The 15,407-nt window shown below is 42.2% G+C and carries 11 protein-coding genes; 6 read left to right on the top strand and 5 right to left on the bottom strand.

Annotated features, from left to right (window positions below; translation table 11 throughout):
- Positions 1-7 precede the first annotated feature (7 nt).
- The 5 genes from pepN (at position 8) to V6259_RS08105 (ending at position 9,550) form a co-directional block, all read left to right on the top strand.
- Positions 8-2,641 carry an aminopeptidase N gene (gene pepN, locus V6259_RS08085; RefSeq protein WP_341584130.1) on the top strand — a complete coding sequence of 878 codons (2,634 nt, stop codon included), beginning with the start codon at positions 8-10 and terminating at the stop codon, positions 2,639-2,641.
- 199 nt (positions 2,642-2,840) lie between these two features.
- Positions 2,841-4,508 (top strand): hypothetical protein, encoded by a 1,668-nt coding sequence (locus V6259_RS08090; protein WP_341584131.1) that lies wholly within the window; start codon positions 2,841-2,843, stop codon positions 4,506-4,508.
- A 137-nt stretch (positions 4,509-4,645) separates the two neighbouring features.
- Positions 4,646-8,389, top strand: coding sequence for a methionine synthase (metH, locus tag V6259_RS08095; RefSeq protein WP_341584132.1), 3,744 nt, complete (start codon positions 4,646-4,648; stop codon positions 8,387-8,389).
- Between the two features lie 87 nt (positions 8,390-8,476).
- Positions 8,477-9,085 (top strand): cob(I)yrinic acid a,c-diamide adenosyltransferase, encoded by a 609-nt coding sequence (gene cobO / locus V6259_RS08100; protein ID WP_133012472.1) that lies wholly within the window; start codon positions 8,477-8,479, stop codon positions 9,083-9,085.
- Between the two features lie 114 nt (positions 9,086-9,199).
- Positions 9,200-9,550 carry a RidA family protein gene (locus V6259_RS08105; protein ID WP_341584133.1) on the top strand — a complete coding sequence of 117 codons (351 nt, stop codon included), beginning with the start codon at positions 9,200-9,202 and terminating at the stop codon, positions 9,548-9,550.
- Between the two features lie 72 nt (positions 9,551-9,622).
- Here the strand turns inward: V6259_RS08105 and V6259_RS08110 are convergent, their stop codons facing one another.
- On the bottom strand, positions 9,623-10,114 hold the full coding sequence (locus tag V6259_RS08110; RefSeq protein ID WP_341584134.1) for a Crp/Fnr family transcriptional regulator: 492 nt from the start codon (positions 10,112-10,114) through the stop codon (positions 9,623-9,625).
- A gap of 348 nt (positions 10,115-10,462) precedes the next feature.
- Between V6259_RS08110 and V6259_RS08115 the strand changes: the two genes are divergently transcribed.
- Positions 10,463-12,049: an ABC-F family ATPase gene (locus V6259_RS08115; RefSeq protein ID WP_133012518.1), complete on the top strand. Its 1,587-nt coding sequence runs from the start codon at positions 10,463-10,465 to the stop codon at positions 12,047-12,049.
- A 73-nt stretch (positions 12,050-12,122) separates the two neighbouring features.
- Here the strand turns inward: V6259_RS08115 and V6259_RS08120 are convergent, their stop codons facing one another.
- The 4 genes from V6259_RS08120 to V6259_RS08135 form a co-directional block, all read right to left on the bottom strand.
- Entirely contained in the window at positions 12,123-12,977 is an 855-nt protein-coding gene (locus V6259_RS08120) for an MOSC domain-containing protein (RefSeq protein WP_341584135.1), read from the bottom strand.
- Between the two features lie 164 nt (positions 12,978-13,141).
- Positions 13,142-14,308: a type III PLP-dependent enzyme gene (locus tag V6259_RS08125; protein WP_341584136.1), complete on the bottom strand. Its 1,167-nt coding sequence runs from the start codon at positions 14,306-14,308 to the stop codon at positions 13,142-13,144.
- Positions 14,309-14,574: 266 nt separating this feature from the next.
- A complete protein-coding gene (locus V6259_RS08130; RefSeq protein WP_341584137.1) occupies positions 14,575-14,982 on the bottom strand; it encodes a DUF6691 family protein in 408 nt (135 codons plus the stop codon).
- A 10-nt stretch (positions 14,983-14,992) separates the two neighbouring features.
- The gene (locus V6259_RS08135) at positions 14,993-15,391 is read right to left on the bottom strand and encodes a YeeE/YedE family protein (RefSeq protein ID WP_341584138.1); all 399 of its coding nucleotides are present in this window, start codon (positions 15,389-15,391) and stop codon (positions 14,993-14,995) included.
- Between the last annotated feature and the right edge of the window lie 16 nt (positions 15,392-15,407).

Consider the following 15,407-nt stretch of genomic DNA (forward strand, 5'->3'; position numbering starts at 1 on the left):
AGAACACATGAAAGAGAGTCAGCCCTCAGCAATATATCTAAAAGATTATAAAGTTCCTCCATTTCTCATCGACAAAACTGAACTGACTTTTGATCTTGATGAAGCCACAACGGTAGTAACGTCTAGGTTGCATATGCGCCGTAATCCTTTAGACGGAAAATCCACGGCACCACTTGTTTTGGATGGTGGCGAGGATGTTAAATTGATTGGTATCGCGATGGATGGCTATGCATTACCTCCTGAAGAATACCAATTAATTGATGATAAATTGATTATTACCGCGACAGCGGATACGTTCATCTTGACGTGCGAAACCTTGATTGAGCCGCAAAATAATACGCGTTTAGAAGGCTTGTATCGCTCTTCGTCAATGTTCTGTACTCAGTGTGAAGCGGAAGGTTTTCGCCATATTACGTACTACCTAGATCGCCCTGATGTGATGTCGATTTTTACAACGACTATTATTGCTGATGAATCTCGTTATCCTGTGATGTTGTCTAATGGTAATGAGATTGAACGTGGTAAAACGGATGAAGGTAAAACGGTTGTTGTTTGGCATGACCCTTTCCCAAAACCCGCTTATCTGTTTGCGTTGGTCGCAGGTGATCTTGCGGTGAAAAATGATATTTTTACAACACAGAGCAAGCGCGACGTTAAGCTGCAAATATTCACTGAATCGCATAATATCGATAAAGTAGATTACGCAATGGAAGCCCTGAAACGCTCAATGCGCTGGGACGAAGAAACCTACGGGCGTGAGTACGATCTTGATATCTTTATGATCGTGGCTGTTGATGACTTTAATATGGGAGCGATGGAGAATAAGGGGTTAAATATTTTTAACTCATCTTGTCTGTTAGCTAGCCCAAAAACGACGACAGACGATACTTTCTTGCGCGTTGAGGCGATTGTTGCCCATGAATACTTTCACAACTGGTCAGGCAATCGTGTTACTTGTCGTGACTGGTTTCAATTAAGTCTTAAAGAAGGTTTTACGGTTTTTCGTGATCAAACCTTTTCTGCTGATATGCATTCTGCGACAGTGAAGCGTGTTGAAGATGTCTCCTTCTTAAAAACAGCACAATTTGCTGAAGATGCAGGCCCAATGGCGCACCCAGTAAGACCGGCTTCTTTTATTGAAATCTCTAATTTTTATACGCTCACCATCTATGAAAAAGGCGCTGAAATTGTTCGCATGATTCATACCTTGTTGGGCGATGAGCTGTTCCGTAAAGGTTCAGATTTGTATTTCGAACGTCATGATGGTCAAGCGGTTACTTGTGATGATTTTGTTGCCGCGATGCAAGATGCTTCTGGCATTGATTTAACGTTATTCAAACGCTGGTATTCGCAAGCAGGCACACCAATTGTTTCGGTTACTGATGAATATTTTCCCGCAGAGAATCGTTATACCTTAACCGTTAAGCAAGAAACGCCAGCGACACCGGGGCAGCCAACAAAACTGCCTCTGCATATTCCAATCCGAGTAGGATTGTTGAATGAGCAAGGCGAAGAAATACAAGCGCAGTATAATGGTGAATTAGCAAATGATGTTACCTTGCTGTTGACTGAGTCAGAGCAAACATTTGTCTTTAATAATATTAACAGTAAGCCAGTCCCATCTTTGCTTCGATCTTTCTCAGCGCCAGTTAAGCTACGCTATGGCTATACAACGGAGCAGTTATTGCTGCTTATGTCATCAGATACGGATGGTTTTAATCGTTGGAGTGCCGCTCAACAATTGGCTGTTAATGAGTTAACCCAGTTAATTGAGCAAGCGTCACAAGGGCAGGCGCTGTCTATAGACTCTCAACTTGTGACTGGCTTTAAAGCTTTGTTAGAAGATGAATCATTAGATCCTGCCATGGTGGCTTTGATCTTGGCACTGCCAAGCCAAGCTTACTTGTCTGAATTGGCTGATACGATTGATCCACATGCGATCAAAAAAGCGCGCCATTTCTTAAAAGTAACCATAGCGAATGCTCTTTCAGAACATTTTGCTCAAGCTTATCTGAATAATATTATCACTTCTGAATACCAAGCTACGGCACAAGATATAGCGCGCCGTTCATTAAAAAGCATCGCGTTATCATATTGGTCTGAATCTTCAGATACAAAAGCACAAGACGCTATTTATGAGCAATTTACGACAGCAGACAACATGACAGATCAGTCTTCTGCATTGTCAATTGCCGTTCAGTCGAATCATGATAAAGCCGCGGCTATGTTGCACGCTTTCTATGAACAATGGAAAGATGAGCCACTAGTTGTGAACAAGTGGTTGATGTTGAGCGCTTCTCAAGAGGGAGACGATGCATTGTCACTGGTGCAAAGCTTAATGAAGCATCCTTCGTTTGATCTTAAAAACCCGAATAAAGTACGTTCTGTATTGGGCGGGTTTGGACAAAGTATTTCAGGTTTTCATAAGGAAGATGGCTCTGGTTATCGTTTCCTTGCGGATCAAATTATTGTGTTGAATAAGCGCAATCCTCAGTTAGCTTCTCGTTTGTGTACACCCCTAACAAGATGGAAAAAACTGAAACCTGACTTAAGTCTGAAAATGAAAGCGGAGCTACAACGAATTATGGCTCAAGATTTATCAAAAGATGTTTATGAGGTTGTTTCTAAAAGCCTCGCATAATTAATCATTCATCAAAAAATACACTCCAAAATACCCAAGATCTTTGATCTTGGGTATTTTTTTATCTAACTCTAGATGCTGAAATCAACAAATCTATGAAATAAAAACAATAACTTGACGCCTTTTTTGCATTTCAGTCTAAATTCTGGCATAAGTGAGTTAACTTATTGTTGACCTTGGGTTTGTTAAGGAGTGGATAATGAAAACGCGCACCACCATTTTAATTCCTTTGGCTTTAGGATTGATGGTATCAGCATGCACTACGACGACCAGTACTTCCTCTCAAGGGCAAGGTACCAAGCTGATAGAGGGAGCAACACCTTCCCAAACCACCACTGAAATCATGTCAAAAAATGCTATTTTCACTCAGGAAATGGGTAAAAATAATCAAAAAATAGAATCTCTTAAACAGACATTAGTAAAAAATAACGAGCACCTTCTCAGTTTGCAAAAAACGCTTGATGCACAAGATAAGTCGATTGCTGCTTTAAGTCAGTCGCCATCTGATGCTGAATCATTGGTTAACATAGAAAAAGAAAAGCGATTACGGGAAAGTGCTGAATCTCAGTACGCTGAATTGAAAATAGAAAATGACCATCTTGTTAGTCAAATCAAACGTTTAGAAGGCAAAAATACAGCCCTTAGAAACAAAATAACAAAAACGATTCCAAGCGAACAGACAAGTCGAGAGTTTCTTTCCTTAAATGACAGTTTTCAAACATTGGATTCAGCACATTATGCTTTGAGTCAGGAATACCAGACTTTAGGCAAAGAGCAGAGACTGCTGCAACAAAAATACGATAGCTTAAATAAAGAGAATCAGGACAATCAGCAGTCGTTAGTCTCTCTTAAAAAAGACAATGGACGGTTGGGTGAGATAATCGCAAAGGCGAGGGCGCAAAATAGCGCTTTATTAGCAGAGATTGGTGCTCAGCGTAACAGTATTGATGCTTTACAAAAGGGAACGTCAGCCGCCCCTGATCAAGTTCGTTTGGATGCGCTCGATACTGATCAATTACGCAGTGAAATTGCTAAACTCAAAAGCGTCATTGCTGCTCAAAAATCATTGATAGCAGATTATCAAGGTGATGTGTTGGAGCTAACGACTTCTCTAAGTGCCGGCGCTGACAATAAAGCAAAAATACAAGCATTAGCGAAACGTTTAGCGGCACTCGGTGCGATGAATACATCAGTGAATAGAAAACTCACTAGGAGTCAGTCGGCATTGCAAGCGAGCCTAGCTGATCAGAATATGCTGGCCAAGTCTTTAGCCAGTTCGCAAGCACAACAAGCCGAGCTCCAAAAACAATTAGAAGCGATCAAAGCGGAAACCAAAGGACGTGAATCGCAACAAATGCAGCTTGAATCTCAAATAAATAATTTGATCCCGTTCCAAGCTGAAGTGAATGCCTTACAGTCACAAATCAACTCTGGATTGAGCAATGTAAAGTGGCAAGTGCCCAATAAGATGTCATTGCATAACAACTTTGAAATCTTGGTTACGGCAACGGTTGAAAATCCTGTGGCTGGACAAACCTATGTTGCTGAATTGGTGACCGACAGTGCAATACAGATGGTTAGTGCTAGTGAAGCGGAAGCGGTCCTTAAAGATGGTCAGCTGCAATGGCGCTGGCGTGTAAGTGGCTTAAATGAGCGTCCCAAAGCCAAACTTAATTTGTTTGTTTCTCAGCAGATGAATTATCAAGGACAGCGCATCATGAGGCAGGTTTATCGAGACAGTGATACGGTTGCTCTGACAAATGATGACTTGTTCGATAAGTACGGTTACTGGAGTATTGCGATATTAGTGGGTTTATTGGGCGGATTTTTGGTGGGTCGTATTAACCGAAAAGGTAAAAACAGTTAACATCCTTTCTTTTTAAACAGGCTGTTGCCAAGCGGCAGCCTGTTTCATTCTTAGATCATTCAACTTCTCATTACTATTATTCAACACCAGAGTCGTGGTATTTGGGTATAGTGACTGTGCATATTTTTTTTGAGGTAATGACAGTGGTAAAGTCCAAATCGTATTCCATTATTGAGAAACGTTTAGCAGAAAACGTTCTGATTCTCGATGGTGCCATGGGAACCATGATTCAATCTTATAAGCTTGAAGAGGAAGATTATCGTGGAGAGCGATTTGAAGACTGGAAGAGTGATGTCAAAGGGAACAATGATTTACTGTCATTAACACAACCTAAAATCATTAAAGACATTTACTCTGCTTACCTTGCGGCTGGCGCAGACATCATTGAAACTAATACTTTCAATGCTAACTACATCTCCATGCTTGATTACCACATGGAAGCGTTAAGCTATGAGTTGAATTTCGAATCTGCTCGTCTTGCCCGTGAAGCTGCGGATGAATTTACGCAACAAAACCCGGATAAGCCGCGTTTTGTTGCGGGCGCAGTAGGGCCAACAAGTCGTACCTGTACTATTTCACCGGATGTTAACGATCCAGGCTTTCGTAATGTGCACTTTGACGAATTAGTTGAAGCCTATACCGTTGCCGTAGATGGCTTGGTGAAAGGGGGTGTCGATCTCATTTTGATTGAGACTATATTTGATACCTTGAATGCCAAAGCTGCGATTTACGCGGTACTGGATTACTTTGAAAAAAGTGGTGTGCGTTATCCGATTATGATCTCAGGTACCATTACCGATGCATCAGGGCGTACACTGTCTGGTCAAACAACTGAGGCATTTTGGAATTCTATTTCTCACGCCAAACCTATTTCTGTTGGCTTGAACTGTGCCTTGGGACCAAAAGATTTACGTCAATACATTGACGAACTTTCACGAATCGCCGACACACACATCTCTGCTCACCCGAATGCGGGTTTGCCAAATGCTTTTGGTGAATACGATGAAACGCCAGAAGAAATGCTCAATGAAATTAAAGGCTGGGTAGATTCCGGTTTTATAAATATTATTGGCGGTTGTTGTGGAACTGGGCCAAGTCACATAGATGCATTTGCGACCGCGTTCAAGGACGCCGTGCCACGAGTTATCCCAACGATTGAAAAAGCTTGTCGATTATCTGGCTTAGAGCCTTTTAATATTGATGGTAATAGTTTGTTTGTTAACGTTGGTGAGCGAACTAACGTTACAGGCTCAGCCATGTTTAAACGCCTTATTAAAGAAGGTGACTTTGACACTGCTCTTAGTGTGGCTCGTCAGCAAGTTGAAAACGGTGCGCAAATTATCGATATCAACATGGACGAAGGCATGTTGGATTCGAAAGGAGCGATGGAAAGATTCTTGAAACTGATCGCCTCTGAACCTGATATTTCACGTGTTCCTATCATGTTGGATTCTTCTAAGTGGGAAATACTTGAGGCGGGCTTGAAATGGATTCAAGGTAAGGGCGTTGTTAACTCCATTAGTATGAAAGAAGGGGAAGACAATTTCAGAGAGCAAGCACGCAAGCTAATGAAATATGGTGCGGCTGTGATTGTGATGGCCTTCGATGAAACCGGTCAAGCGGACACTCGTCAACGTAAGATTGATATTTGTCGTCGCTCGTACAAAATTTTAGTCGATGAAGTTGGTTTTCCGCCAGAAGACATTATTTTTGACCCAAACATTTTTGCGATTGCAACAGGGATAGAAGAGCACAACCGTTATGCGTTGGACTTTATTGAGGCGACTGGCGACATCACGCGTGAATTACCGTATGCGAAAGTCTCTGGTGGTGTATCTAATGTGTCCTTTTCGTTCCGTGGCAACAATCCTGTAAGGGAAGCCATTCACTCTGTCTTTTTATATCATGCTATCAAGCAAGGCATGACAATGGGGATTGTTAATGCTGGTCAGTTGGCTTTGTATGAAGACATTCCGGCCAAGTTACGCCATGCAGTAGAAGATGCGGTTCTTAATCGTACGCCGGATGCGACAGACAATTTATTGGCGATGGCAGGTGAATTTGCAGGTACGGGTGAAGTTGCCGAGAAAGAAACACAAGAATGGCGAACCTTGTCTGTAACCGAGCGTTTGAGCCATGCGTTGGTTAAAGGTATCACTGAATTTATTGATGAGGACACTGAAGAGGCGCGCCAGTTTTTTGATCGTCCATTAGAGGTGATAGAAGGTCCCTTAATGGATGGGATGGGAATTGTAGGCGACTTATTTGGTGCCGGTAAAATGTTTTTGCCACAGGTTGTAAAATCGGCTCGGGTAATGAAGAAGGCCGTTGCGTATTTGATGCCTTATATCGAGGAAGAAAAAGCTCGCAACATGGATACTGCCTCTTCCAGTAATGGCAAAATTGTCATGGCGACAGTGAAGGGGGATGTCCATGATATAGGGAAAAATATAGTCGGTGTTGTGTTGCAGTGTAATAATTTTGAAGTCATCGACTTAGGAGTCATGGTTTCCGCTGAGAAAATTTTGCGCACCGCAAAAGAAGAAGGTGCTGATTTAATTGGCTTGTCGGGCCTTATCACTCCGTCACTTGATGAAATGGTTCATGTGGCAAAAGAAATGCAGCGTCAAGGCTTTACTTTACCTGTGATGATTGGAGGGGCAACCACATCTAAAGCGCATACCGCAGTAAAAATAGAGCAAAACTACAAAAATAATCAGGTCGTACATGTTACCAATGCGTCACGCAGTGTTGGTGTGGCGAGTGCTTTACTGAGCAAAGACACAGAACGTCGCCAGAAATTTGTCGATGACATTAAGCTCGATTATGAAAAAACACGATTGCGCTATAAAGATCGAGCGAAAGCAGGTCGTCGTGTGTCGCTTGATAAGGCACGTCTGAATAAAGCACCGATCGCGTTTGATGAAACTAACATAGTAACGCCGAAAAAATTGGGCATTACGGTACTGACAGAAAATGATATTGATCTTAATGTTGTGAAAGCTTACATCGATTGGACGCCATTCTTTCAAACATGGGAGTTGGCAGGTTCATATCCTCGGATCTTGACGGACGAGGTTGTTGGTGTCGAAGCGACTCGTGTTTATAACGACGCATTGGCAATGTTAGAGGAAGTTATCGCCACGAAAAGCCTAAAAGCGCGAGCCGTGATTGGTTTGTTTCCGGCGAATCAGGTGAATCACGATGATATAGAGATTTACGCTGACGAAAGCCGTACGGAAGTTATTGAGCGTTTGTCCTTTTTGCGAATTCAAAACGAACTGACTGCTCCAGGAAAGTACAATCACAGTTTGGCTGATTTTGTCGCACCAAAGGACAGTGGTGTAGGGGATTACATTGGTGCTTTTGCTTGTGCTGCGGGTTTTGGTATTGACCCATTAGTGGCCGCATACGAGGCGGATTATGATGATTACAATTCAATCATGATCAAAGCGGTAGCAGATCGTTTAGCTGAAGCGGTAACGGAATATCTTCATGAGAGAGTCCGTAAAGAATATTGGGGTTATGCGGCAGATGAAGACCTCACAAATGAGCAGCTGTTAAAAGAAAAATATCAGGGTATTCGCCCAGCACCTGGTTATCCTGCTTGTCCAGATCATACCGAGAAGGCCAAGTTATGGACCCTTCTTAATGTGAAAGATAAAATTGATATGGAAATTACAGAAAGCTTTGCTATGTTGCCTACGGCGGCAGTCAGTGGCTGGTATTTTGCGCATCCAGACAGCACATTTTTTGGTGTCGGAAAAATAGGGCCTGATCAAGTAGATGACTATGCGGCTCGTAAAGGCATGTCAAAAGACGATGCGGAACGTTGGTTAGCTCCAAATCTTGGTTACGACCCAGAAGATGATCGTATTTAACAAATAGAATGTGTGCTATTGAAACCTTATTTATGCTGAAACATAGATAAGGTTTTTTTTATTATCTAATATTTTATGGAGAATAGAATGGCGAAAACCATTAAAGATCCAGAGCAACATCAGTTACGCATGCAGGCGATCAAAAAACACGTGGACCAGCGGATTGCTAAAGCACAAGAAGACAAAGGCACCTTTGTTTTATTAACTGGTAACGGTAAGGGTAAATCTAGCTCTGCATTAGGAATGGTGGCTCGAGCATTGGGTCATGGCATGAAAGTAGGCGTGGTGCAGTTTTTGAAGGGCGAGTGGAATACCGGTGAAATAGATTTTTTTAAAGCACAACCCAACGTGCAATGGGAAATTATGCCGTCTGGCTTTACTTGGGAAACACAAAATCGTGAGGCGGACATCGCTTCGTCGCAACAGGCATGGCAACAAGCAGTTGTTATGCTGGCAGACCCAAGTTTTGATCTAGTGGTATTGGATGAGTTGACGTATTTGCTGCACTACGAATATCTTGAAGAAGGTTTAGTGTTGGATGCGCTGATGAATCGCCCAGAGACACAACATTTGGTCGTGACGGGCAGAGGAGCGTCGGAGTCGCTTATTGAGTTGGCTGATACGGTGAGCGAAATAAAAGAAGTGAAACATGCTTTTAAACGCGGCATTAAAGCGCAGAAAGGACTGGAGTTTTAGTTTTTAATAGTGCGTTATTTCTTATGATAATTGTTTTTAAGTGGGATACTCTTTTTTTATTTTGTTAATATTGTCCGCATTCTCAGGTCTACACAATCATTATAGGAATTTTTTATGTCTATTACTCGTATGGAAACCGCTCAGCGTATGAGCCGTATCGTTAAGCATCAAGGAACAATCTACCTTTGTGGTCAAGTAGGGGCAGATGCCAATACCGATATCTCAGAGCAAACTGCCACTATGTTGGACAAAGTAGATACGTTACTAACACAAGCAGGTTCTGATAAAGAGCACATTCTTTCAGCGACTATCTATATTCGTGATATGAAAGACTTTGCGGCAATGAATGCGGTTTGGGATGCTTGGGTACCAGAAGGCTATGCACCAGCACGAGCGTGTGTTGAAGCTCGCATGGCAAGAGCAGAATTGTTGGTTGAAATTTCAGTCGTAGCGGCCGAAAAATAAATCAATATGATTAACAGGTTGATCGCTGTATCGACCTGTTAATGTCTTATGTTGTTACTATCATATGTCACTTTACACAGTGACGTTTATGTCGTTTGTAACCAATGCGTTGCTCAGCTCTCGTATATTTCGAGCCATGTCTCTGGCTAGATTCATCAGTAGTATCCCAAAATCAAAGGGGTAGTTATCATGAAAATCACTGAACAGCTGGCTTGATATCTCAAGTAGTAGGCTGGCTTCTTTTGCGTAAGCATTGCCGACACGGTCGTGGAGGGCAATCATTGAGACAAAACCAATTGATTCACCAAATTCAACAAACCTTGTGTGCATTGCTTTATCTTCATGTTGTTTGAAGAAATCTAAACTGCCGTGAAGTACTGTGTAAAAACTCCCGCCTTTACTGCCATATTTGAAAATTTCATCCCCTTCGTCTGCACAAAGAATGCTTCCATTATCGATGAGATATTGAATAGACTCATTTGATAAAGCGCCGAATATAGAGCCTTCTTTTAGCTTTTCTGGTGAAATATCATAACTTACTGTATTTACTTGGACGGTGTGCATTATGTTCTCCCGTCAGTGTTTGTCTTTTAATGTCATCGGCTATCAAATGACTTTCTTTATATCGGCACATTATTAATTGCTTTAACGTGTTGAGTGGCGAAAGAAAGGCCGATATTGAGCTATTTTGCCAAACGTTGATGATAAGTAGAGTCTATTTTTAATCATCTGTTCAAAAAAAGAATGTATTTTTTCTTTAGAAAGAAGCTTGCCAAATTTTTACACCGTTTAATGTGCCCAATAGTGACTTTGTCACTTAAAGAATGGTGGGGGTTTGTGCGATAATACGTCACATCAATGGTTGCTGACATTAAGCGCCTAAATTTACGTCATGAAAAGTGGAAGATTACCTTGTTAACAACAGCCAATATCACCATGCAATTTGGTGCAAAACCTTTGTTTGAAAATGTTTCCGTAAAATTTGCTGAAGGCAAGCGTTACGGTTTAATCGGTGCGAACGGATGTGGTAAATCCACTTTCATGAAGATTCTTGGTGGCGACTTAGAGCCAAGTTCAGGTAATGTCTCTAAAGATCCTAATGAGCGTCTTGGTAAATTGAAGCAAGATCAATTTGCTTACGAAGATTTTTCTGTAATTGATACTGTGATCATGGGTCATACAGAGCTTTGGGCGGTTAAGGCTGAGAAAGATGCCATTTATGCCAATCCAGAAATGACGGAAGCAGATGGCCTTCGCGCTGGTGATCTTGAATCAGAATTTGCTGAAATGGATGGTTATACCTCTGATGCGCGTGCCGGCGAGTTATTGCTTGGCGTGGGTATTCCAACAGAGCAACATTACGGACTAATGAGTGAGGTTGCTCCAGGCTTGAAGCTTCGAGTTTTGCTGGCTCAAGCGTTGTTTTCTGATCCTGAAATATTGTTGCTTGATGAGCCTACCAACAACTTGGATATCAATACTATTCGTTGGTTGGAGGGTGTTCTTCTTGAGCGTAATTGCACCATGATCATAATTTCCCATGACCGTCACTTTTTGAACTCTGTTTGTACTAATATGGCGGATTTGGATTACGGTGAAATACGTCTTTTCTCAGGTAATTATGACGAATACATGATGGCTTCAACACAGGCCCGTGATCGTCTTTTGTCTGATAACGCTAAGAAAAAAGCGCAAATCAATGAGCTTAAAGCCTTTGTTAGTCGCTTTTCAGCGAATGCATCAAAATCTAAGCAAGCAACGTCTCGAGCTAAACAAATCGATAAGATTCAACTTGAAGATGTTAAGCCTTCAAGTCGTCAGAATCCGTTTATTCGCTTTGAACAAGAGAAAAAACTACACCGTACCGCGGTGCAAGTTGAAAACTTAGCCAAATCATATGATGAGCAATTGTTTAGTGGCTTAAACATGATGGTTGAAGTGGGTGAGCGCATTGCGGTTATCGGGCCAAATGGTATCGGTAAAACGACATTATTGAAGTGTCTAGTGGGTGATACTGATCTTACTAAAGGTATGGTGAAATGGTCTGAGAATGCCAACATTGGTTATTACGCTCAGGATCATGCTCACGAATTTGAAAAAGACGTAGGTTTGATTGAGTGGATGTCACAATGGGGTCAAGAGGGCGATGATGAGCAAATCATACGTGGCACTTTGGGTCGTTTGTTGTTCTCTCAAAATGACATTAAAAAGTCTGTAAAAGTTCTTTCTGGTGGTGAACAAGGTCGTATGTTATTCGGTAAGTTGATGCTTCAAAAGCCCAACGTATTGGTAATGGATGAGCCGACTAACCACATGGACATGGAGTCTATTGAATCGTTGAACTTGGCGCTAGATAACTATCCTGGCACCTTGATCTTTGTTTCTCATGACCGAGAGTTTGTTTCGTCCTTGGCGACACGAATTGTTGAAGTGACAAGCGAAGGTGTTGTCGATTTCCATGGTACTTATGACGAATACCTAGCCAAACAAGAGGCTTAATAAGCGCGTCTTAAATGCCTAATAAAAGGGAAGCTATTATGGCTTCCCTTTTTTAATGCCTGTTAAGTGCTGCTTAGCTCTCATTCGGTTTGATGCGTCTGTCTTCTAATGCTGGAGCGTCTTGGTATTCTAAGACTTCTACCCTGTCTCCTTGATGAATAGTGCCGCTGTTTTCTGCAATAAGATTAATTCCAAACAAGACGCCTTCTTTTTTTATCAGGCGGAATTTGCCTAGTGTTTTCATGGGTTCACCCTTTTTGCTACGTTCAGCTGTATCAGGGTTAACGGTAGTGAATATGCAGCGTTCACAAGGTTTGACGTTCTCAAAAATGACGTCGCCTATTTTAATTCGCTTCCATGTGTCTTCCTCGAAAGGTAGGCTTCCTTCGACCACTATGTTTGGTCTAAATTGTGCCATTTGGATGTGCTCTGGGCAGTGTTGGTTAAGCTCATCAAGTGAGGCGCGGGTGGTCAGTAAAAATGGGTAACCATCCGCAAAGGCGACAGGTATGTCAGGTCGACGGCTAGTAACACGGTCGGATTGATGACCAAAGTACACCAGTTTTACATCCTCGTTTAGAATCTCGCTTAACCACTGGTCTGCTTCTTTAGAGCAATATTGTGCTGCTACAGGGTTTTCCCAAATGACAACGTTTTGGTAGTCTTTGCTGAAGGTCTCTGGGTTGAGTGTTAAAGGTGATGAGGCCGCTGGGTGTGTCAATTGCCAGCGCTCTTCTCGTAACAGTGACGCTACCAGTAAAGTGAGAGTGGGATATTCTCTGCCGGTGATAAAATCGCCGTTTGGTTTAGTAATCATGTAACGACGATCTCCCCACAGACCATCTAAATTGACTGGGCTAGATGGTAGAGAAATGCCTTTAATAGACTTGATCGGGTAAATGCAGATATCACACACTGAGTAAGACAAACCATTCTCCTTATATTGATGTGAGCAATTATCCTTAACTCTGCCGTTACTGCAACACTCTTAATGCGTCTATTATTTATGTGCACTTGGCTCAAATAAAAAAAGCCCTACAGAGTGTTATCTATAGGGCTCTTCATAGTATCAATTTACATTAAGCAGCTTACTTACAGGTAGTAGGACGCCAATGGTGGGAATCCATTAAACTCAACCGCGCTGTAAGTCGTTGTGTAAGCGCCGGTCGATAACCAATACATGCGATCACCAATGGCCAAGTTTAGTGGCAAGCCGTATTTGTAATTTTCGTACATGATATCCGCACTATCACAGGTCGGTCCTGCGATAATAACTTCTTCTAGCTCGCCTTTCTTATCAACATAAATAGGGTATTTGATGGATTCGTCTAGGGTTTCAATAAGCCCTGAAAATTTACCCACATCAGTGTATACCCAGCGATTTAGAGCCGTGTTAGATTTTCTTGAAATCAACACGACTTCACTAACCAAAACGCCAGCGTTAGAAATCAAAGATCGACCTGGTTCTAAGATGATTCGTGGTAATTCAGTACCAAAATCTTCTTCTAAGAAACGCGAAATTTCTTCTGCGTAGGTCGATAGCTCATTGGTGCGAGCGATGTAATTGGCTGGAAAGCCGCCACCCATGTTAATCATTTGAAGCTCAATATCGTCTTCTTCTTTCAAACGCTCAAAAATTACCTTAACACTGGCAATGGCCGCATCCCAAGCACCAATATCACGCTGCTGAGAGCCCACGTGAAAAGAGATGCCGTAAGGAACAAGCCCAAGTTCTTTTGCTAACACTAACAAATCCATCGCCATATCAGGTCGGCAGCCAAATTTACGAGATAATGGCCAGTCGGCAGTGACGGTGCCTTCCGTCAAAATACGAACATAAATTCGTGAGCCTGGGGCTGCTTTTGCAATGTTGCGCAAATCAGCTTCAGCATCTGTCGCAAACATACGAACGCCTTTTTCATAGAAATAGCGAACGTCTTGCGCTTTTTTAATGGTATTGCCGTAACTCACTCGTTCTGGTGATATTCCACCAATGGCGAATAATTTATCCAGCTCATAACGTGAGGCCACATCAAAATTTGAGCCGCGATCACGCAACAAAGTCAGCACTTCTGGCGCAGGATTGGCCTTAATCGCGTAAAAAATATCAGCAACTGGAAAGCCTGTTGTGATTTCAGTATAGGCTTCATCAATAATGCTAGTATCGATAACAACAAATGGGGTTTCTTTGGTTTCTGCAAATTCTTTAAAGCGAGCGAAACGTTCTGGAGAGTAAAAAGAGTGGACGTCAATCGTCATGGTGTAGAGTTCCTTTTGGCTAAACATAAACCGAGTTAAAGTACGAGCGTCTTTACCTCCCCCCCATCCTACTTGTGGCTGTTACTTATCCGGCTATAGAGCCTTAAGCGACTAGCGCAGCAGTTTAAGCGGTACGGATTATGTTCAGCAATGACGCGGGCGCAATTTAAAACCCTAAAGCGTCAGCGTCAAGTTTTTTTTGTATTTTTACAACAAAAAAAAGGCCACTCAAAATATCTTAATTTTTAGAGCCACTTAAGTTCTTATTAACGTGTTTGAATATGGTAAATAGCACTGCCCAAAACAAGTGCCAGAACGAAATAAATGCCTTCAGCTGAGTTGTTCGTTAACGATGTTAAACCAGGTCCTGGGCAGTAGCCGCTTAATCCCCAGCCTATCCCAAACAGGGCGCTACCACAGACTAATTTTCTGTCAATAATTCTAGACGTAGGCAATGACCATACTTGGGAGAACAAAGGTTTTATCTGTTTTTTACTGATTAAATAGCCAATCATACTAACGAAAACGGCAGATCCCATGACGATAATGAGTGAAGGGTTCCAATCACCAAAAATATCTAAGAAGCCAATAACAACCGCAGGGTTAGTCATTTCAGACAGTGCTAGGCCGAAGCCAAAAAGTAATCCGCAAATGAGTGTTATAAAAAGAATCACAGTGGTTTCCTTATTTTGTAAAGTAGACGGTTATAATGGCAGTCGCCATAAAAATACCGGTCGCGACAATAGAGCGCGGTGATAAACGAGCAAGTCCGCAAACCCCGTGACCACTAGTGCAGCCGCTTCCTAATCGTGTGCCGTAACCAACAAGTAAGCCTGAAATGATCAATAAAAACGGGCTTCTGACATCAGGGAAAGGAACGGTTTGGTTTGTTAGTGTTCCGTAGGCGCTGCCACCGATGACTAAGCCGACTAGAAAAACCAAAGGGATGAACCTTTTTTGTTGGAACATAGCTTGGGATAGTATTCCGCTTATACCAAGTACTTTTCCGGTTGTGATAAGGTAAATGGCAGCGGCGAGCCCGATTAGGAGTCCGCCAGCCAATGGGTTAAAAATGGAAGTCATTTGTGGTGCCTCATTA

The sequence above is a fragment of the Marinomonas sp. TI.3.20 genome, from assembly GCF_038155025.1.
Classification (GTDB): domain Bacteria; phylum Pseudomonadota; class Gammaproteobacteria; order Pseudomonadales; family Marinomonadaceae; genus Marinomonas; species Marinomonas flavescens.

Coding starts and splice junctions, on each gene's coding strand:
- pepN (WP_341584130.1), top strand. CDS start 8: ATGAAAGAGAGTCAGCCCTCAGCAATATATCTAAAAGATTATAAAGTT.
- V6259_RS08090 (WP_341584131.1), top strand. CDS start 2,841: ATGAAAACGCGCACCACCATTTTAATTCCTTTGGCTTTAGGATTGATG.
- metH (WP_341584132.1), top strand. CDS start 4,646: ATGACAGTGGTAAAGTCCAAATCGTATTCCATTATTGAGAAACGTTTA.
- cobO (WP_133012472.1), top strand. CDS start 8,477: ATGGCGAAAACCATTAAAGATCCAGAGCAACATCAGTTACGCATGCAG.
- V6259_RS08105 (WP_341584133.1), top strand. CDS start 9,200: ATGTCTATTACTCGTATGGAAACCGCTCAGCGTATGAGCCGTATCGTT.
- V6259_RS08110 (WP_341584134.1), bottom strand. CDS start 10,114: ATGCACACCGTCCAAGTAAATACAGTAAGTTATGATATTTCACCAGAA.
- V6259_RS08125 (WP_341584136.1), bottom strand. CDS start 14,308: ATGACGATTGACGTCCACTCTTTTTACTCTCCAGAACGTTTCGCTCGC.
- V6259_RS08135 (WP_341584138.1), bottom strand. CDS start 15,391: ATGACTTCCATTTTTAACCCATTGGCTGGCGGACTCCTAATCGGGCTC.